The sequence below is a fragment of the Scytonema millei VB511283 genome (assembly GCF_000817735.3).
GTDB classification, from domain to species: Bacteria; Cyanobacteriota; Cyanobacteriia; order Cyanobacteriales; family Chroococcidiopsidaceae; genus Chroococcidiopsis; species Chroococcidiopsis millei_B.
In genome coordinates this window covers 702,272-723,078 of sequence record NZ_JTJC03000001.1, presented here as the reverse complement: position 1 = coordinate 723,078, position 20,807 = coordinate 702,272, and the positions used below count along the sequence as shown (strand labels likewise).

Sequence of the window (20,807 nt, the reverse complement as noted above, 5' to 3'; positions counted from 1 at the left end):
GGAGTGACATGAGTAAAGCTAATCCAATCTATATTCTAGGAGCAGGTCCAGCAGGACTAGCAGCGGCTTACACCTTAACTCAAAAAGGTCAGCCAGTCGTAGTAGTAGAAAGAGATGCTAGGGTAGGCGGATTAGCAAAAAGTATTGAATATCAAGGCTTTATTCTAGATTTTGGTCCGCATCGCTTTTTTACTAAACTCGCTCCTGTACTCAAACTTTGGAGTGAAGTCTTAGGAAAAGATCGAGTTACTGTCAATCGCCTGACACGCATCTACTACGGGGGAAAGTATTTCAGCTATCCGCTCAAAGCTAAAGAAGCTTTACTGACGATGGGACCGATTGAAAGCGTCAAGATTCTCGTTTCATATGCTCAATCGCAGTTATTTCCCAATCGCCACCCCCGTAATTTCGCCCAATGGGTAACGAGCAGATTTGGTCGGCGACTATTTGAAATATTTTTTCAGGCTTACACAGAAAAACTTTGGGGCATACCCTGTACTGAAATTAGTGCAGATTGGGCTGCACAACGCATTAAAGGCTTATCCTTGTTGAAGGCAGCTCGAAGTGCTTTATTGGGTAACGATGGCAAAGTCAAAACACTGATCGATCGGTTTGAATTTCCTCGGTTAGGTTCGGGTCAATTGTATGAAAAAATCGGTGAATACCTGCGCCAGCACAATCAAAGCGTGTTGTTAAATACAGAGGTCGTACAGGTTCACCACGATAACTTTCAAGTTACCCAAATTACCTTAAGAAATCGCCAGACAGGAGAGGAGTCAACAGTTGACTGCGGCGGCGTAATTTCTTCCGTACCCATTAGTCTGTTGGTGCAGCAAATAAATCCACCTGCTCCATCAGAGGCGATCGCAGCTGCCAAGTCTCTCAAGTTTCGCAATACAATTTTGGTCTATTTAATCGTCGAAGGCAATAACTTATTCCCAGATAACTGGCTTTACATTAACGAGCCAAGCGTGCAATTAGGACGAGTCACCAATTTTGCGAATTGGTCGCCTGAGATGTTGCCAAATCAACATCAAACACCATTGTGCTGCGAGTATTGGTGCAACTACGACGAACCAATGTGGCAGCAACCAGAAGCAGAACTGTTAGAGCGAGCAGAACAAGAACTGCGAAAAATTGGGCTTTTACATCACGAAAAAGTTTCTAGCGGATTTGTCGTTCGCTTACCCCGCACTTACCCAATTTATGCAGGTAACTATCAACAAGCACTGAGCGATATTCAGTCTTATTTACAGCAATTTCCGAATCTTCAACTGGTCGGAAGATACGGTGCATTCAAATACAACAATCAAGACCACAGCTTATTGATGGGGATTCTAGCCGCAGAAAATGTTTTGAGTCCCGGCAAGCACAATCTTTGGTCGGTTAATTCAGATAGCGAATACCAGGAAGAAGCTAGTGCAACCGCTAAAACTACTACACATAATACGCTTAAAAAAGCTCCTCGCCGACAAAAGACACTCAAAATTTTGAAAGAATTTGGTGGCTACGTCTTTACCGGTGGAGCCGCAACAGTCGTTGATGTCTTGATTTTTTCACTGCTGGTTCAGTCTGGCGTTTGGTCTGTCTCAGCCCTGTGTATTAGCTATTTTATGGGATTGACGACTAATTTTTGGCTGAGTCGTCGCTTTGTTTTTGGTGTGTATTGGCAGAACTGGATAATTCAGTACGCCGTGTTTGCCACAGTTGCTCTCAACAGCTTGCTGGCAAATTTAGGATTGTTACAACTGTTGATGGATGATGCTGGTTGGAATGCTACTGCTGCCCGTTTAGTTAGTGCTGCTTGTGTGGCTCTACTTAGCTTTACGGGACACAAGATGTATTCTTTTGCGTCAAGTCAACAGGAGTTTGTTCGCAAGCCTGAATAAATTGTCGTACTTCAAAAGATATTGCCAGTGCTAAATATCATTGGGTTCAAACGTTACCCACGAATCTACCAAGCCATTTGCTTAGGATTAGGATTTACGTTAATCCAAGTTCTGTTTGGGTGTTTGTTTTCAAATTCTCAAAATTTAGTAGAGGGCTATTCTAAGCTTTGCCGATGGGATTGTGACTGGTATACGCATATTATCGAACATGGATATCGAAGTACAATTCCGCCCACGCCGCAAAATCCCGATCTATCAAATGTTGCATTTTTCCCTGGCTATCCTGTCATTGCTGGAGTGATTAAGAACGTTTTCAATCTACCAACACAAACTGCTTTGCTGCTAGTCGCACAGATAGCCTGTTGGGGGTTTTGGACATATGTATTTTTGTTTTTTCAACGTTGGCGGATTTCTGATAAACTAGCCCTTTGCGGTGCGATCGCGATTTTAGTACATCCAGCCGCTTTTTATTTAGTCGCTGGTTACTCAGAATCGCTGTTTTTGATGATGTTGCTCGGCTTCCTCTACTGGACTGCATCAAAAAAGCGTATTGCTTGGATTCTTGCTGCTACACACGGCTTTGTCATGACTGCAACTCGGGTTGTTGGTCTACCAATAGCTATTTATCCGCTATTTCACTTTTGGCTATTTAGCGCTAAAGATCGAAAAGCAAAACCATTTCGGTTTTGGCAAAAGAGTAGCAAATATTTTTTAGTCAGCGCCGTTTCTATTCTGGGTTCTCTCTTGTTCTTTGCCTTTTGCCATTTTAAGTTTGGCGCTTGGAATTTCTACATGCAAACGCAAGCAATAGGATGGGGGGTCAAACCTAACTATTTAGCCATTTTCAAGCCGGAAAGTTATTTTGCTTTCCTTGACCCTAAAATTTTGAATTTACCTGGTGTAATTAATGCTATTTCAGTGCCGTTCGCTTTGATAAGTTTTTTCATCGTCTTTTTACTTGAACGGAAAGCAGTCCCTTTTCTGACAGAGGGTAGTTGGAAACAAAGAGCTGAATTTTATGTAGCTGGCTGGCTCCTGTTTTATCTATCTGCTTGCGGTATGAGTAGCTTATCCATGACAAGCATGATTCGCTACACTTTCTGCGTCCATGTAGTGCTGGTAATAGCTACAATTCACCTCATATCTAGGACACAATTCTACAGATTGTTCAATCAAAAATGGATTGTGTTCCTATTATTACTGATGGCGACTCCTTCATTTTTACTCCAAATGAAATTTGTGGGGATGTTTACTAATATGGAATGGGTTGCTTAAGCTAACTAATAGATGACACAACTGACTAAAATGAAATAACCATTCTGATTCACGGTTTTTCAGTGTCAGTCCATAAAATCATCATTGATGCTACTCCAATGACTCCCCAACCTAGTGGAGTCGGATTGCAGGTAGCAAACTTAATTCACTCGCTTTACTCCCTGCAAGCAGAGGAAAATTTTGAGTTAGGAATTGTCTATCAACCTGGAATTAAAGACTGGCTGCGCGGTAACTGGAAGGTTCCTGAAGCCTTAACGCAATATCCTTCAGTCCATTTCCTCCCAATTCCAGTCAGAGTTTCTAATTTTTTATTATTTCCTACTTACACATCGGTTTGGTCATCCTTGGCAAAATCTTGGGGGAATCCAGACATATTGCATGGAACTAACTATTCAGTTTATCCTTGCGATCGCGGCTTCAAGGTCATGAATATTTACGATGTTGCTTTTATTAAATATCCTCAATATGTGAATAAAGTTGCTAAAAGTTATGCAGAGAAAGTCAAACGATGCCTACGGTGGACGGACTTAGTTTTAACTATCTCAGAAAGTTCTAAGCAAGATATTATTCAACATCTCAATGTTGCTGCCGAACGAGTTTTTGTTACACCGTTAGCAAGTTGCTACTGTTCTAATTACTTATCAACTCTGAATATCGAACAGCTCAGCCAGACAGTAAACTACGATTTTTCCCAGCCTTATCTATTGTTTGTCAGTAACATAGAACCTAGAAAAAACATCATTTCTATAGTGATGGCTTTTAATCAATTAAAACAAAAGCACAAAATAGAACATAATCTTATATTAATTGGGCGCAAAGGATGGAATTATCAAAGTATTTTTGCTGCGATCGAGGCATCACCTTATAAACAAGACATTTACCATCTTGACTATTTATCTGATGAATTAGTGGCACTATTTTATGCCCGAGCTGATGTATTTGTTTATCCTTCTTACTACGAAGGGTTTGGTTTACCCGTACTAGAAGCCATGACGTTAGGCGCTCCGGTAGTCGCTTCTAACACTTCATCATTACCTGAAGTCACGGGAGATGCAGCGATGTTAATCGATCCAAACGATTCAAATAACTTAACTGAAGCAATTTGGGAGGTGATTAATAACTCGCAATTGCGATATGAATTAATTCAAAAAGGTAAAGCAAGAGCAAAACAGTACTCCTGGCAGCACAATGCCCGGGAAACATTAAAGGCTTACCGTAGTCTGTTGGTATAGCAATATTCTGATTACAGCGTTTTCTACGTAAGTAAAATGCATTCGTAGGGGCGCACAGCTGTGCGCCCCTATAGATCTATGTACCTCATCCAATTGAGAATAGCTATATCGATTTAATTTGGTTTAAACTGCATAATTGTTGCCTTGGCGATCGCCTCACGATCGTGGCTACTAACCCTTTATGTAGTAAGATGCAAACATTTTTAGTAACTGGTGGCTTAGGTTTTATTGGTTCTAACTTTATTTTACAAGCACGAGAACAGCAATGGGCGAGGATCGTCAATTTAGATAAGTTAACTTATGCCAGTAATCCTCAAAACTTAGCCCAATTGCAAGACGATCGCGATTATCATTTTATCCGTGGAGATATTGGCGATCGCGACCTGTTATCTCATCTATTAGAACAGTATCAACCAGATGCAATTATTAACTTTGCTGCTGAAACTCATGTCGATCGCTCGATTCAAAGCCCTCAAAATTTTATTCAAACTAATATAGTAGGAACGTTCCAACTGTTAGAAGTTAGTAAAGCATATTGGGAAAAATTATCTGTACAAAAGCAAACGCAATTTCGTTTTTTACATGTCTCTACTGATGAAGTCTACGGCTCTTTAGAACCAAAAGCTCCACCATTTCGAGAAGATACCCCTTACGCGCCAAATAGTCCCTACGCAGCGTCAAAAGCAAGCTCAGATCATCTTGTCCGAGCTTACTGTCATACTTATGGTTTTCCCACTCTAATCACGAATTGCTCGAATAACTACGGTCCGCGTCAGTTTCCTGAAAAACTGATTCCCTTGATAATTCTCAACGCTTTACACGAGCGACCTTTGCCAATATATGGAGATGGGCAAAATATTCGAGATTGGTTATATGTTACAGATCACTGCGAAGCTCTCTATCTAGTTTTACAACACGGTCGGATAGGAGAAACTTATAATATTGGGGGAAAAAACGAACAAACTAATATCACAGTCGTTGAGAAAATTTGTGCCATCCTTGACGATTTGGCTCCCAAACCTAATTTTCGCTACTCTTCTTTAATTACCTTTGTCAAAGATCGTCTCGGACACGACAGACGGTATGCTATAGATTGCAGCAAAATCTCCAGAGAATTAGGCTGGCAACCCAAGGAGAACTTTGATAGTGGATTATTAAAGACAATTCAGTGGTATCTCAGCAACCCAATTTAGCTAGAGCGATTTTCAATTGGATAAAACACACAACCGTAGGGGCGCACGGCTGTGCGCCCCTACAGATGTCACGCACGCAATCGAGAATTGCTATAGAGCAAGTTCGAGCGAATATATTGTCAGCGAATGCTAGTTAACTTATCTTTTCTCATCAATAAACCGACAGGAATTACAACCTACGCTCTGAATTTAATTCCGCACTTGCGATCGCTCGATCCCACTTTACTGATTTCGCCTGTTGCTGCTCGTCTTCTATCCACACCGCAGACTCAAGACACATATTATCCTATTCCTGCTAACTTAACTCCAGAACAAGGAACGGTCGGACATTTACGGCGTTTATTCTGGACGCAACTGCAACTATCGCCAATTTATCGCCAATTGCGATCGCAATTATTATTCTCTCCCGTTCCAGAAGCACCCCTGTACGCGCGCTGTCGCTACATCGTCACGGTTCACGACCTCATCCCCTTGCGCTTTCCCAGACTTTCACCCTTAACTCCCTATCATCGCTATTACATCCCCCAAGTTCTCAGCCAAGCACAGCACGTTATTTGTAACTCCACTGCGACAGCCTCAGATATGATTAACTTTTTCCATATCTCAGCCGATAAAATTACTCCCATACCCCTAGCATATGACGCAAACCATTTCCGCTGGCTCAATTTAGCTCAGCAGGCTGAAACTCGTCCTTATTTTATGTATATTGGTCGTCACGATCCGCACAAAAACTTACACCGATTAATTGCCGCTTTTGCCAAGATTCCGAGCGATCGAGATTGCGATCTTTTACTAGCTGGAACGGGCGATCGCCGCTATACTCCAAAGCTAAAAGCGCAAAGTATAGAATTAGGAATTGCCGATCGCGTCAAGTTTCTAGATTACGTTCCCTACGAACAACTACCAATTTTACTCAATCGGGCGATCGGATTAGTTTTTCCTAGTTTGTGGGAGGGATTTGGCTTACCCGTACTCGAAGCAATGGCTTGCGGTACTCCTGTCATCACGTCTAATCTTTCTTCTTTACCAGAAGTTACAGGGGATGTGGCTTTATTAGTAAATCCCTACAACATTGAGGAGATTGCTGCTGCGATGGAAAGTATAGTTACCGATCGTCAACTGCGATCGCACCTTTCTAATTTAAGTTTGACCAGAGCTAGACAATTTAGTTGGGAAAAAACAGGAATTGCTACAGTTGAGGTATTAAATAAATTTTTATAGTTTTAAAAACACAAAATTTTGTATTTATCCAGCAAATTAAATAAATGAATGTAATGCCAACCATCGATCGATATCGCTCAAAACGCGATCGGGAATTTCCCAAGGAAACAAATGAGCGGTATTCGGGTAACAAATCCAGTCAGAATTGGGTAAATGTCGTGCAGTTTCTTGACTCGATTCTGGAGTAATATGACGGTCGGCTGCTCCCGCCATAATTAAACTAGGACACTGAATCTGTGATAAATCCTGAAGGCGATTGTAACCACTTTTGAGCGCCGTAAAGAGAGCGCGTTGGGCAGGAGAAGAAGTTTGCAAATACGCTGACACAGCATATTTAGCAATGTATTCGTAAGTAGCGGGAGTGTGCTGTTGCACCAGGTAGCGAAAGAGCGATCGCTTGGCAAAAGTATCTATATGCCACCGATCGCCGGGTTGTAAAGCATTTGCGATCGCCGCTAAACCAGTATACAAGTTATCGTGCCAGCTAATTGCTGGATGACTGCCGCGAGGACGAGCAGCTGTAGCGATTAAAATGAGTCCCTTAACTCGTTCTGGCAGCCTTAAAGCCAATTCCATTGCTAAAATTCCACCCAAAGACCAACCTAAAACCAGACATTCACTAATTTGATAGCGATCGAGGAGTGCTTCCAAGTCATGCAGGTGATCGGTCATCGCAAAATCAGTTTTTGTGCGACTGTTGCCATATCCTCGTAAGTCGGGTGCTATTGTGAGAAAACTTTGGCATAGGTGTTGAGTAAACACGGACATACTCAAACCCGAACCAGGATGACCGTGCAAGCAAAGGATCGGTAAGCCTTTGCCTTGGACGTAAACATGCAAATTCACAACAGAAGCTACCATTAATATTTTTTAGTTTTACTACTTTATCGTCTCTTTATTACCAGCGCCTATTTATCAGTAATTTTCCTGATTTGCGATCGCTACAACTATAGGAATACTTATAATATCGCAGATTCTAAATGGTTCATTATATCTACCGTTATGGTTGTCATTTGTCATTTGTCATTTGTCATTCGTTAGAACAAGGAAGCGAACAAAACCTTGAATTTTGGTTTGAAATGAACGTAAAAATGTCACGCTTGAATGGAATTTCAAAGCTTTATTTACTAGTATTATTGCTTGGATACATAGGTACTGGTTGGCTATTATCCGATTGTAATGCGAACTGGTTAACTTGGACAGGGACGCAAGTTGTCACCCTGCATTTAGCTTGGGTTGGTTTTGATGCTGTCGCTTTGGCTGTAGCTTGGATTGTTTTACTAGTTTGGGCTGGAGCTTTCGCCATGACTTGGCCTCAAAGCATTCCTTGGGCAGGAATTCCGCCTTGGGCATTTGGTTTAGCTATGACTTGGGTTATGGCATTAGGGTTAATTTTGACTTTAGCTCAAGTCAAACATGCATTACTATCTGCGGGGTTAAATAAACATTTCGCTTTTTGGTTTTTGGCAATCTTTACTTCAATCGGTCTAGGTATAGGCAGAATATTAGACGCAGGATTATTTTTAAATTAGGCGATCGAGGATTAGTGAGAGCGGTAGATTCATAACATTCCTCAAACAAAACAATTTAAAAAATTACTAAACATAGCGTGTTTAAAACTATTGTGAAAATCCCGTCCATCTGTCTGCGATCGGCTAACTATGCTTTCACAAATGACGAATGACAAATGATAATTTTAACAAGTGGTTCACAACTCAAATAGATACGCTATATAGCGAGCCTAAATGATTTGTGAATCTGGGATCTTGCTGGTTGACGGTTGACGGTTAACGGTTAACTGTCAACTGTTAACCGTCAACCACCACAACGATCGGTTCATGACTCAAATAGAGTCGCTATATATATTTGGAGGTATGCTTGAAAGACTCACCCATTAAAGAACAAATTAATTTACCTAATTATCGCGCCAGAACTCCAGAATATTATTTACAGCAGGTCGAACCCAATATTTTGGCAAGTTTTAATACAGAGCAGCTACAAGTTATAATAAATATTTTAACTCAAGCAATACCTCAACCCTCACCCAAGATTATAGATTTTAGATTTAATATCGACCTGATATTTTCTCGATTTTATTTAGTTCTATTTGTTGGTAAAGACCGTCGAAAACGCAAACGTCAATATATACCTGAAAGACTTGCCAGAATTGGTAATGCGATCGCGGTTGTTATTCTCCTTTTGGGAACTAACTTAGTTATTAGCGGCGTAATTTTATTATTTGCTTACTTATTTAAATCAGCAGTCGGTATAGATTTCTTCCCAGGACATATTTCGGACTCGGTGAAAAAGATTTGAATTGGTAAGTCGGAAGTCGGAAGTCGGAAGTCGGAATTAACCGCTCCCTGATAACTGACAACTGATAACTGATAACTGTCCCAAGTTTCTGCCCAGACACTCTATACTTATAGTTTGGACTGTGAAGCAAAGAGGAAGCGAGAGATGGCATCCATCATCCGCGAGTTGCACGGACAACTAGTGAAGAAAGAACGCTCGGCGGTGGAAATTACGCAAGAAGCGCTGGATCGGATTCAGGCACTAGAACCAAAGATCCACAGCTTTTTGTGCGTGACGGCGGATAAAGCACTGGAACAAGCGAAAGCCGTGGATGCCAAAATTGCCGCTGGAGAAGAGATTGGATTATTGGCTGGAATTCCCGTAGGTGTGAAGGACAATATGTGTACCAAGGGAATTCCTACGACTTGCGCCTCCAAGATTTTAGAAAACTTCGTCCCACCCTACGAATCGACAGTAACGCAAAAACTAGCGGATGCTGGGGCGGTGACGGTGGGAAAAACCAACTTAGACGAGTTTGCGATGGGGAGTTCCACTGAAAACTCAGCATTTCAACTCACGGCTAATCCTTGGGATTTGGAACGGGTTCCTGGCGGTTCTTCTGGGGGTTCGGCGGCGGCTGTAGCGGCACACGAGTGCGTCGTTTCGCTGGGTTCCGATACAGGTGGTTCGATCCGCCAACCCGCATCTTTTTGCGGTGTTGTAGGTATGAAGCCGACTTATGGATTAGTGTCTCGTTATGGTTTGGTGGCTTTTGCTTCCTCTTTGGATCAAATTGGACCTTTCGGACGTACGGTAGAAGATGCGGCAATTTTATTAGGCACGATCGCGGGTTACGATCCGAAAGATTCTACGAGTTTGAAAGTAGAAATCCCTGACTACACCCAATTTCTCAAACCCGATCTCAAATCGATGCGAATTGGGATCGTCAGAGAGACTTTTGCTGAAGGTTTAGATCCGGCTGTAGAACAAGCTGTTAATCAAGCGATTGAACAATTAAAGCAACTCGGCGCGGAGATTAAAGAAGTTTCCTGTCCGCGTTTCCGCTATGGTTTGCCGACTTATTACATCATTGCCCCTAGCGAAGCTTCGGCTAACTTGGCGCGTTACGATGGCGTAAAATATGGTTTGCGCGTCCCCGATGCTGACAATCTAATCGATATGTACGCTCGGACTAGGGCGATGGGTTTTGGTAAGGAAGTCAAGCGCCGGATTATGGTAGGGACGTATGCTTTATCTGCTGGGTACTACGATGCTTATTACTTAAAGGCGCAAAAAGTTCGGACTTTAATAAAACAAGACTTTGAAAATGCCTTTGGGCAAGTGGATGTATTAGTCACGCCAACAGTTCCCATGACAGCATTTAAAGCCGGGGAAAAAACTGACGATCCGCTAAGTATGTATTTAACCGATTTGATGACAATTACGGTAAATTTGGCGGGTTTACCAGGATTGAGCATTCCCTGCGGTTTTGACGAGAAAGGAATGCCAATTGGGATGCAACTGATTGGAAATGTGTTGCGAGAAGACCAATTATTTCAAGTGGCTCACGCTTACGAACAAGCTACAGAGTGGCATAAATCCAAACCAAATCTATAGTATTGGTAGGGTGCGTTAGCATGATTGCGTAACGCACCCTACGTAGCTTCAGCTAAAATAAAGAGCGGATATATTTATCTAACCGATCCATGCCTTTTTCAATTGATGTCATATCAGTAGCATAGGATAAGCGAATGCGATCGCCCGATCCAAATGCAATTCCAGGTATTGCCGCAACTTGATAAGACTCTAAAAGTTCTTGACAAAAATCCATTGATGTCTTGCCAGTTTTACTAATATCGACAAAAATGTAAAATGCTCCATCCGGTTTGGCGTAAGTCACTTCAGGAATTGCATCTAATCTTTGCATCATCATTTCTCGCCTTTTAGCAAAAGCTTGACGCATTTGTTCGACGCATTCTTGAGAACTTTCTAAAGCCGCGATCGCGCCAAATTGAGCGAAGGTACACACGTTAGAGGTACTATGACCTTGAATCGTACTCGCAGCTTTAATTAGCTCTACCGCACCCGCTAAATAGCCGACACGCCAACCTGTCATCGAGTAGGCTTTGGCAAAACCATGACTGATAATGGTACGGTCAAAGATTTCTTTACCTAGAGAACCGATACTGACGTGTTTTACTGCTGTATAAAGTAATTTCTCGTAAATTTCATCCGAGACAACTAAAATATCCTTCTCTACCACAACCTCTGCTAGCGCCTTCAGTTCTTCTGGCGTATAGACGACACCAGTAGGGTTAGAAGGAGAGTTGAGGACAAATAGCTTAGTTTTAGGCGTAATGCTAGCACGTAACTGGTCGGGAGTAATTTTACAGCTAGCATCCGTCTGGACGATAACTGGTGTTCCTCCAGCCAGGATGACCATTTCAGGATAGCTCAGCCAGTAGGGAGCGGGAATAATTACCTCGTCTCCCGCCTCAATTAGCGCCATCATCAGGTTATACAAACCGTGTTTGCCACCGTTGGTGACGATGATATTTTCAGCTTGGTAGTTTAGACCATTATCTGTTTTTAGCTTGCGAGCGATCGCCTGTCTTAACTTGGGTTCCCCAGCCGCCGCACCATATTTCGTTTTACCTTCATCTAGGGCTTTTTTTGCGGCTGCTTTGATGTGTTCTGGAGTATCAAAGTCTGGTTCTCCGGCGCTGAAGCTACAAACATCTATTCCTTCAGCTTTCATGGCTTTGGCTTTGGCGGAAATTGCCAAGGTCAAAGAAGGCGTTACCTTACCCACTCGTGCTGCCAGTTTCATGGTCACTACCGATTGCAAAACTCCAATTCAGTTAAGCATATCTTAAAGTAAACGTCTGAATTTGTGTCTTTTACTGCTAAGATTTTCGACTTCTGTACGGGCGGGTTTAGCACGAGATTCTCGACTTGGGCTAGAAATTCAGGGACAAAACCCGCCCCTACGACTTTTGTACGGGCGGGTTTAGCCCCAGATACTCGATTGAGAATAGAAATCTCTCCTCAAAACCCGACCCAACAAATCCTTTCTTCTGCTTTCTGTACGGGCGGGTTTAGCCCCAGATACTCGATTGAGAATGGAAATCTCTCCTCAAAACCCGCCCCTACGACTCCTTTCTTCTGCTTTCTTAAACGACTTCTGCCTGTAGTTGGATGATGGCATAGAAGTGCTTCCTCATACACTGGCTCTAGTAAAGTTACTCACTTCACTCGAATGGTTGAACTTCTACAATCTCTGGCATCTCGCTTAACTACCAAGCTGCCCTCAAATCTAGATTCGCTCGGGCAGCTAGCGCTAAACTTTTGGTGGAGCTGGACACCGGAGGGTGTAGCCATTTTTCGCGATATTGACGTGTCAGCATGGGAGCAGTGCCAGCATAACCCCATACAATTTCTTTCAATGTCAGAAGAAAAACTCGCACAGCTAGCAACACAACCAGCTTACTTAGAACGCCTCAGATCCGTAGCTGCGAAATTTGACAGCTACATGCAATCTTCTCACTCCACCTGGGCAAAGCAGACTGCTCCTGAGATTACGCCTCAACAACCAGTAGCATATTTTTCCGTGGAATTTGGCTTGCATCAGACTCTACATATTTATGCTGGCGGTTTGGGAATTTTAGCAGGCGACCACCTCAAGTCAGCTTCAGATTTAGGTTTACCAATGGTAGGCGTAGGATTGCTGTATCGCCAAGGCTATTTTCAACAACAGTTAGATGCCTCTGGTTGGCAACAAGAAACTTATCCAGAGCAAGATCTAGAAACATTACCTTTGGAATTGGTGCGAGATTCAAGTGGGGAACCGCTAAAAATTAAAGTGACAATGTGCGATCGCTCGGTTACAGTGCAAGCTTGGCGCGTGCGAGTCGGTAGGGTAAATCTCTATTTACTAGACACGGGATTGGAGGATAATCAAAAGCGCGATCGCCAAATTACCAATCGTCTCTATCAGGCAAATGACAACGTTCGCATTGCCCAAGAAATGGTTTTAGGTATTGGCGGAGTCAGGCTGTTACAACATTTAGGACTCGACCCCAAAATTTATCATTTGAATGAAAGCAATGCTGCTTTTACACTCCTGGAAGTAGCCCGTCAGTTAGTACATCGAGGCGAACCTTTCGAGCGAGTCAAAACTGTCGTACAACAGCGATGCGTTTTCACCACTCACACACCCGTGCTGGCTGGACATCAAACTTTCTCCATCGATTTGATGACGGAGTATTTTGCTAATTACTGGCAGCAGCTAGGACTGACAAAAGACCAATTTTTAGCATTGGGCGCATCAGAGCAACAAGACACTGAGGAAAAATTTAGTATGACGGCGCTAGCTTTGCGGCTGTCAAAAGCAGCTAACGGCGTGAGTCAGCTTAATGGTGGGGTAAATCGTCAAATGTGGTCGCCACTCTATCCACAGGAAATAGAACCAGCACCAATTGGGGCGATTACAAATGGCGTTCATGCGGGAACTTGGACTGCACCGTCGATTTCAGAATTATACGCTCAATATTTGGATAAAGACTGGACAAAACGGATGAGCGATCGCCACCTTTGGGAAAACGTAAATAATATTCCCGATGCAGAAATTTGGCAGCGACATCAACAACTTAAGGAAGATTTAATCGCTCATGTCAGAACGTGGGTAAAACAAACAAGGCAAAGACGAGGTGAAGATCCTCAAGCTATAGAGGAATGCGATCGCCTGTTTGACCCTAACGTATTAACAATTGGATTAGCTCGTCGCTTCAGTTCTTATAAACGCGGCGATTTAATTTTTCGCGAGCCGCAACGCGCTCTGCAAATCTTGAGCAATTCAGCCCAACCCGTACAGATAATTTTTGCTGGTAAAGCTCATCCGGCGGACGACAAGAGCAAGCAGATTATTCAAAATTTAATTGAGTGGACTCGTCGCCCAGAATTACACCAGCGAATTATCTTTTTGGAAGATTACGACATCCTGATAGCGAAAAAGTTAGTTCAAGGAGTCGATCTTTGGCTCAATACTCCTCTAAGACCTCAAGAAGCTTCAGGGACTAGCGGGCAGAAAGTCTGTTTTAATGGGGGAATTAATTGCAGTATTCTCGATGGTTGGTGGCGCGAAGCCTATCAGCAGGGAGCAGATAGTAAAGGTGTCAACGGTTGGGCAATTGGCGAAGATTGTTCTTTAGACGATTCTGAAGCTCAGGCGCAAAAAGATGCCGAATCTCTCTACGATCTCCTTACCCGAGAGATAGTACCTTTGTTTTACGATCGCACTTCGCCAGAGTTACCGGATCGCTGGATCGCCATGATGAAAGCTTCCATTAAAACTGCAATCCCAAGGTTTAATACTGACCGGATGGTAATGGAATACGTACATCAAATGTATTTATCAACGGCAAATAATGCTGCGCCGATTTAATGAGAAGATTCTCATGCAGAATTTAAATGATTTTCATGCAGGTTTGTCATGCTTGGCAGTAGGAGCAATTTAATTTCTCCTTAAACTCAGTAAATTTTACGATTTGCAAAATTGGAGGATGAGAGTATGAAAAGTCCTCGTTTGACCAGGCGAAATCGCGATCGCCAGCTAGCTTTACCCAAGCGTTCTCAATCGCGTTGGGAAACTTTGCCAGTTCCCTGGATGCTGGCTCAGGTTATGGATGAAGAAGACCCGCAAAAACAGGGTAACTAACACAAATTAGGACTTTGGATAGTTTTATCCAGTTTTATCCAAAGTCCTATTTCTACAGCATCAAGCAATAGTTACCTCTGGAGAGAGGTAAACATCTTGAATTGTATGGAACAGCTTGACTCCTTCTTCAAAGGGGCGTTGGAAGGTTTTGCGACCGGAAATTAAGCCAGAACCACCAGCCCGTTTGTTAATTACAGCCGTACGCACGGCTTCGGCAAAATCATTTTTACCAGAAGCACCACCAGAGTTAATTAATCCCACTCGTCCGCTGTAGCAATTGAGAACTTGGTAGCGGGTGAGATCGATTGGATGGTCGCTCGTTAAATCGGTGTAGATTCTTTCGTTAGTTTTACCGTAACTTTTGCCGCTAGCTTTAGCAACAGCTTCGTAACCGCGATCGAGTTCTGGCAATTTTTGTTTGATAATATCGGCTTCAATCGTGACACCGATGTGGTTTGCCTGTCCGGTGAGATCGCCAGCTAGGTGATAATCTTTATCCTGCTTGAAGGCGTTGTTACGCAAATAGCACCATAAGATTGTTGCCATTCCTAATTCGTGGGCGCGGGCAAAAGCGCGACTGATTTCTTGAATTTGGCGCGTCGAGTTTTCCGAACCGAAGTATATTGTAGCTCCAACTGCCACAGCGCCTAAATTCCAAGCTTGCTCGACCGAACCAAACAAAACTTGATCGAATTGATTGGGAAAAGTGAGTAACTCGTTGTGATTGATTTTGACAATGAAGGGGATTTTGTGGGCATACTTGCGAGAAACTATGCCCAAAACACCCAACGTGGTAGCAACGGCGTTACACTCGGCTGCCATTGCCAATTTAACAATATTTTCTGGATCGAAATACATTGGATTGGGTGCAAACGAAGCCCCTGCGGAGTGTTCGATCCCTTGGTCTACTGGCAAAATTGAAAGATAACCCGTATTTGCCAATCGCCCGTGAGAGTAGAGTTGCTGAAGGCTGCGCAATACTTGAGGATTGCGATCGCTCGTGCTAAAAAATCGGTCTACTGCGTCTGGGCTTGGTAAATGTAATAAATCTTTGGGAACCTTAGCTTTGTACGTGAGGAGGTCTTCTGCTTCTTGACCCAACCAAGACTCAATCGCTTGGGGTGCAGACAGCGTAGCAGTCATAGCAATTTCCCTTAATGAGTTTCATTTCTCATTCTGACAATAATTAACATTGCTTGCGCTGTTCCATTTGGACGGTTTCCGATCTTCTTAGCTAGCGCTTTTGATTTCTGGTTTTCAGTGCCTTCCCTTTCGCTAGTTAGAATTCATTTTTTGTCAAACTTGTAATTATTAAAATGTAACTTATGAAGAGCTGAAAAGATCGTAGTCATTCTCAGTTAAATGAGGTACGTAGATCTGTAGGGGCGCACAGCTGTAAGCCCCTACCCATGTATTACACCTGCTGGGAAACGCTATAAGTGACTGATAAATAGAGCAAACATCATGACTCATAACTGAAGAAAGTTATTTATGCTACAAATCAAGTTAAGAGGGAGTGAAAACCTTTCAATAGGAGAGCGATCGCACTCAAGTTATCGCACCTAGATTGCAATCGAATTGCCTCAATGCCTTCAACAGGGAGTCTGCCATCTGTGGTATTACAAGCACAACCAAGCACCTACGAACCAAAAACGCAGGAAATCGCCAAACAATTGCTAGCGGCGACGCGAGAAAATCGTTCGTTTTTTGCCTCAATCCGCGAACAAATGCGCTGGGATGACAAGTTACTCGCTTGGGCAATGAGTAATCCTGGGTTGCGGGTGCAGCTATTTCGTTTTATTGACTGTTTGCCTGCTTTGCGGAGTAAGCCAGAAATTGCTCGCCATTTACAAGAATACCTTGGCGATGAGTCGGTAGAACTTCCGACTGCCTTAAAAGGAATGCTCAATTTTGCTAACCCAGATTCTATGCCTGGGCAGGTAGCAGCAACGACAGTATCTACAGCTGTAGAAACTTTAGCGCATAAATATATCGCTGGAGAAAATATTCAGCAGACATTAAAGACAATCGAACGGCTGCGGAAGGAAAAAATGGCATTCACCATCGATATTTTGGGTGAAGCAGTCATTACTGAAGCGGAAGCGCAGTCATATTTAGAACGTTATTTAGATCTAATGGCACAGCTAGCAGCAGCTAGCAAGAATTGGAAACCAGTCGCCCAAATTGATGAAGCTGATGGGGAAGCTTTGCCACAAGTACAAGTTTCGGTAAAGCTGACGGCGTTTTACTCTCAGTTCGATCCATTGGATGCGGCAGGTAGTACGGCAAGAGTTAGCGATCGCATCCGTACTGTATTAAGAAAAGCCAAAGAATTAGGCGTATCGATCCATTTTGATATGGAACAATACGCTTACAAAGACCTGATTTTCTCTATTTTAAAACAAGTTTTGCAAGAAGAAGAATTTCGCAGTCGTACAGATGTTGGTGTAACAATTCAAGCATATTTGCGCGACAGCGAACGAGATGCGCAAGATTTAATCGCTTGGGTAAAACAGCGAGGCTATCCCTTAACCGTCAGACTGGTTAAAGGTGCCTATTGGGATCAAGAAACGATTAAAGCCGAACAAAAACACTGGCAGCAACCTGTATTTAACGACAAAGCAGCCACAGATCTGAACTTTGAAAAAATTACCCAGTTGTTGTTAGAAAATCACGAATACATCTATTCAGCAATAGGTAGTCATAACGTGCGATCGCAAGCCCATGCAATCGCGATCGCTGAAACTCTCAAAATTCCTCGTCGTCGCTTTGAAATGCAAGTTCTGTATGGCATGGGCGATAAACTAGCAAAAGCATTAAGCGATCGCGGTTATCGAGTCCGGGTTTACTGTCCCTATGGCGAACTTTTACCTGGAATGGCTTATTTGATTCGCCGCTTGTTGGAAAATACCGCCAATAGTTCCTTCCTGCGCCAAAATTTGGAAGAACGCCCGATTGAGGAATTGATTGCACCACCTATTTTGAGGGAGCAGGGAGCAGGGAGTCGAGAGCAGGGAGTCGGGAGTCGGGAGTCGGGAGTCGGGAGTCGGGAGTCGGAAAGAAGATCGCTTTCCCCTCACTCCTCACTCCTCACTCCTCACCCCTTCAATCCTGCTGCTGACACCGATTATGCCGTAGTCGAGGCGAGAGAACAGTCACAACAGGCTTTTCAACAAGTGCGACAGCTATTTGGTAAAACCTATTTGCCTCTGGTTAATGGCGAGTACGTTTCTACATCAGAAATTATTGATTCTGTGAATCCGTCAAACTTCAGCGAGGTGGTGGGAAAAGTCGGACTCCTCAGCGTCGAACAAGCAGAACAGGCAATGCAAGCGGCGAAGGCGGCTTTTCCTGGGTGGAAAAATACCCCAGCCAAGCAACGGGCGAGTATTTTGCGCAAAGCTGGCGATTTGATGGAACTCCGCCGCGCCGAACTATCAGCATGGATCGTGCTAGAAGTTGGTAAGCCTGTCAAAGAAGCCGATTCAGAAGTATCGGAGGCGATCGATTTCTGTCGCTACTATGCGGCGGAAATGGAAAGATTAGATGCAGGTTACAACTACGACGTAGCAGGGGAAACAAACCGTTACCTTTACCAACCGAGGGGAATTGCGGTGGTAATTTCTCCTTGGAATTTTCCTTTAGCGATCGCCACTGGCATGACTGTAGCGGCGCTGGTAGCAGGAAACTGTACTCTGCTTAAGCCTGCGGAAACATCTTCTGTCATTGCGGCAAAATTAACCGAAATTTTGGTTGAAGCTGGATTTCCCAAAGGTGTCTATCAATTTGTTCCTGGGAAAGGTTCTAAAGTTGGGGCGCATTTGGTAAACCATCCCGACACGCACTTAATTGCATTTACAGGTTCCCGCGAAGTGGGTTGTCGGATTTATGCGGAAGCGGCAAAAGTCCAACCAGGACAAAAGCATCTCAAGCGCGTTATCGCCGAGATGGGTGGTAAGAATGGGATGATTGTCGATGAAAGTGCAGATCTAGACCAAGCCGTGGTGGGTGTGGTGCAATCGGCTTTCGGTTATAGCGGACAAAAGTGTTCGGCTGCATCAAGAGTCATTGTTTTAGATTCGGTTTACGATACTTTCATTCACCGCTTAGTAGAAGCGACGCGATCGCTCAACATTGGTGCAACGGAATTACCCAGTACTCAAGTCGGTCCCGTCATTGATGGTAACGCGCAAGCTCGTATTCGCGAGTATATCGAGCAAGGGCGACAAGAAGCAAAAGTCGCTGTAGAAATACCTGCCTCAGATAACGGCTATTTTGTCAACCCTACGATTTTTACCGAAGTGCCTCCCACAGCCACGATCGCCCAAGAAGAGATTTTTGGTCCCGTGGTAGCGGTAATTCGGGTGAAGGACTTTGAAGAGGCGATCGCCGTTGCTAACGGGACTGACTACGCCTTGACGGGGGGACTGTATTCTCGTACCCCATCCCACATTCAGATGGCACAGGAACAGTTTGAAGTGGGTAACTTGTATATCAACCGCACGATAACAGGGGCGATCGTCGCCAGACAACCCTTCGGCGGCTTCAAAATGTCTGGAGTTGGTTCCAAAGCTGGTGGTCCCGATTATTTATTACAATTCTTGGAACCGCGTGCAATCACGGAAAACGTTCAGCGTCAGGGTTTTGCCCCCATTGAAGGCGCAGAATAGATTGATATCATTGTAGGGGCAGGTTCACCAATAATCTTTGTTTCCATTCAAAATTTTTGATCGACCCGCCCTTCTTCAAATTTTGGATACAGATGACTACCTGGTAAGCTTTTACACGTTTAATTTATATAACAAATGAAACCAAAATATGTCCGTATAGCGTAGGTTCATAATTTTAACTTTTGACTTTTAACTTTTGACTTGCTCATGAATTTACCCATAACCGATAGAGTCATCTGGACAACAGCCGATCTAGATTTATTTCCAGATAATGGCAACCGCTACGAAATTATTGACGGGGAATTGTTTGTGACCAGAGCGCCACATTGGAAACATCAAAACGCTTGTGCCAGAATCATTATTGCATTGGGTCTATGGTCGCAAACTACAGGATTAGGAGAAGTTGTACCTGCTCCTGGGGTAATTTTTTCTGATACTGATGCTGTTATTCCCGATGTGGTTTGGGCTAGCAATGAAAGATTATCTGTCTTATTAGATGAAGCCGGACATTTAACTGCTGCACCGGAGTTAGTAGTAGAAGTGCTATCCTCTGGTAGTGAAAATGAGAAGCGCGATAAGGAACTAAAACTCAAGCTTTATTCAGCAAGGGGTGTGAGAGAATATTGGATTGTAGATTGGCACAAGCAACAGGTTGAAGTTTATCGGCGCGATCGAGCGGTTTTAAATTTAGTTGCCACTCTGATGAGTGGAGATGAGTTAAATTCACCTATGCTACCTGGTTTTACCTGTGCGATCGCATTGTTATTTGCTTAAAATAAACGCTCGCGCAAAGTCGCAAAGACACAAAGTTTTGTAAGGTAATCTGTGTTAAAAGCCAAAATGTTCTAGAGCAAATGTCAAGCAATTTTGATATTAATTTAACAATTAAAGTTGCGGAATTACCTGAAGATTTTTCAGCCATGCGATCGGTTAGAACAGAAGTTTTTCAATCAGAACAAAGAATAGATCCAGAATTAGATTTTGATGGTCAAGATGAATCATCAGACCAAATTATTGCTTATTTGGACGATCGACCTATCGGTACTGCTAGAATTAGATATTTGGATGATACAACAGCGAAAATTGAAAGGTTGGCTGTCTTACCAGCAGGTAGGGGAAAAGGCATTGGTAAGTTAATTATGGAAAAAGCGATCGCGCTTGCAACCCAAAAGAAGATGCAAGAAGTCGTCATCCACTCCCAAGAATACATCCAAGGATTGCATCAAAAACTAGGTTTTGAACCAGAGGGAGCAGTATTTGAAGAAGCTGGCATTCCCCATGTCAAAATGAGGAAGAAATTAGGCTCAACCTATTGA

The 20,807-nt window shown here is 43.3% G+C and carries 17 protein-coding genes; 14 read left to right on the top strand and 3 right to left on the bottom strand.

Going from position 1 to position 20,807, the window contains the following annotated elements:
- The first annotated feature begins 8 nt into the window (after positions 1-8).
- From QH73_RS03300 to QH73_RS03280, 5 genes are all read left to right on the top strand, one after another.
- A complete protein-coding gene (locus QH73_RS03300) occupies positions 9-1,889 on the top strand; it encodes a GtrA family protein (protein ID WP_039715219.1) in 1,881 nt (626 codons plus the stop codon).
- A gap of 123 nt (positions 1,890-2,012) precedes the next feature.
- Complete coding sequence (locus QH73_RS03295) at positions 2,013-3,164, top strand: hypothetical protein (protein ID WP_236146875.1); 1,152 nt, start codon at positions 2,013-2,015, stop codon at positions 3,162-3,164.
- A 98-nt stretch (positions 3,165-3,262) separates the two neighbouring features.
- The gene (locus QH73_RS03290) at positions 3,263-4,396 is read left to right on the top strand and encodes a glycosyltransferase family 4 protein (RefSeq protein WP_039715217.1); all 1,134 of its coding nucleotides are present in this window, start codon (positions 3,263-3,265) and stop codon (positions 4,394-4,396) included.
- 191 nt (positions 4,397-4,587) lie between these two features.
- Positions 4,588-5,589, top strand: a complete 1,002-nt coding sequence (gene rfbB / locus QH73_RS03285) for a dTDP-glucose 4,6-dehydratase (RefSeq protein ID WP_039715216.1) — start codon at positions 4,588-4,590, stop codon at positions 5,587-5,589.
- Positions 5,590-5,715: 126 nt separating this feature from the next.
- A complete protein-coding gene (locus QH73_RS03280; RefSeq protein ID WP_039715215.1) occupies positions 5,716-6,810 on the top strand; it encodes a glycosyltransferase family 4 protein in 1,095 nt (364 codons plus the stop codon).
- A gap of 36 nt (positions 6,811-6,846) precedes the next feature.
- Here QH73_RS03280 and QH73_RS03275 read toward each other — a convergent pair whose 3' ends face one another.
- Positions 6,847-7,671, bottom strand: a complete 825-nt coding sequence (locus QH73_RS03275) for an alpha/beta fold hydrolase (RefSeq protein WP_039715214.1) — start codon at positions 7,669-7,671, stop codon at positions 6,847-6,849.
- A 119-nt stretch (positions 7,672-7,790) separates the two neighbouring features.
- Here QH73_RS03275 and QH73_RS03270 point away from each other — a divergent pair, with 119 nt between their 5' ends.
- The 3 genes from QH73_RS03270 to gatA all read left to right on the top strand — a co-directional run bounded on the left by QH73_RS03270 (position 7,791) and on the right by gatA (position 10,722).
- Entirely contained in the window at positions 7,791-8,342 is a 552-nt protein-coding gene (locus QH73_RS03270; protein ID WP_039715213.1) for a hypothetical protein, read from the top strand.
- 346 nt (positions 8,343-8,688) lie between these two features.
- Entirely contained in the window at positions 8,689-9,126 is a 438-nt protein-coding gene (locus QH73_RS03265) for a hypothetical protein (RefSeq protein WP_039715212.1), read from the top strand.
- A 144-nt stretch (positions 9,127-9,270) separates the two neighbouring features.
- Positions 9,271-10,722 carry an Asp-tRNA(Asn)/Glu-tRNA(Gln) amidotransferase subunit GatA gene (gene gatA, locus QH73_RS03260; RefSeq protein WP_039715211.1) on the top strand — a complete coding sequence of 484 codons (1,452 nt, stop codon included), beginning with the start codon at positions 9,271-9,273 and terminating at the stop codon, positions 10,720-10,722.
- 52 nt (positions 10,723-10,774) lie between these two features.
- On the opposite strand, the gene QH73_RS03255 is transcribed toward gatA, so the two are convergent.
- Complete coding sequence (locus QH73_RS03255) at positions 10,775-11,935, bottom strand: pyridoxal phosphate-dependent aminotransferase (RefSeq protein WP_039715210.1); 1,161 nt, start codon at positions 11,933-11,935, stop codon at positions 10,775-10,777.
- 63 nt (positions 11,936-11,998) lie between these two features.
- Here QH73_RS03255 and QH73_RS03250 point away from each other — a divergent pair, with 63 nt between their 5' ends.
- The 3 genes from QH73_RS03250 to QH73_RS03240 all read left to right on the top strand — a co-directional run bounded on the left by QH73_RS03250 (position 11,999) and on the right by QH73_RS03240 (position 14,821).
- Positions 11,999-12,307 (top strand): hypothetical protein, encoded by a 309-nt coding sequence (locus QH73_RS03250; protein ID WP_132866547.1) that lies wholly within the window; start codon positions 11,999-12,001, stop codon positions 12,305-12,307.
- Positions 12,308-12,364: 57 nt separating this feature from the next.
- Positions 12,365-14,548, top strand: a complete 2,184-nt coding sequence (gene glgP, locus QH73_RS03245) for an alpha-glucan family phosphorylase (RefSeq protein WP_039715209.1) — start codon at positions 12,365-12,367, stop codon at positions 14,546-14,548.
- Between the two features lie 126 nt (positions 14,549-14,674).
- Positions 14,675-14,821, top strand: a complete 147-nt coding sequence (locus QH73_RS03240) for a hypothetical protein (RefSeq protein WP_165587610.1) — start codon at positions 14,675-14,677, stop codon at positions 14,819-14,821.
- Between the two features lie 60 nt (positions 14,822-14,881).
- Here the strand turns inward: QH73_RS03240 and QH73_RS03235 are convergent, their stop codons facing one another.
- Positions 14,882-15,964, bottom strand: coding sequence for a class I fructose-bisphosphate aldolase (locus QH73_RS03235; protein ID WP_039715208.1), 1,083 nt, complete (start codon positions 15,962-15,964; stop codon positions 14,882-14,884).
- Positions 15,965-16,434: 470 nt separating this feature from the next.
- Here QH73_RS03235 and pruA point away from each other — a divergent pair, with 470 nt between their 5' ends.
- The 3 genes from pruA to QH73_RS03220 all read left to right on the top strand — a co-directional run bounded on the left by pruA (position 16,435) and on the right by QH73_RS03220 (position 20,807).
- Positions 16,435-19,491, top strand: a complete 3,057-nt coding sequence (gene pruA, locus QH73_RS03230) for an L-glutamate gamma-semialdehyde dehydrogenase (protein ID WP_052289982.1) — start codon at positions 16,435-16,437, stop codon at positions 19,489-19,491.
- Positions 19,492-19,698: 207 nt separating this feature from the next.
- The gene (locus tag QH73_RS03225) at positions 19,699-20,265 is read left to right on the top strand and encodes a Uma2 family endonuclease (RefSeq protein WP_039715207.1); all 567 of its coding nucleotides are present in this window, start codon (positions 19,699-19,701) and stop codon (positions 20,263-20,265) included.
- 80 nt (positions 20,266-20,345) lie between these two features.
- Positions 20,346-20,807, top strand: a complete 462-nt coding sequence (locus QH73_RS03220; protein ID WP_039715206.1) for a GNAT family N-acetyltransferase — start codon at positions 20,346-20,348, stop codon at positions 20,805-20,807.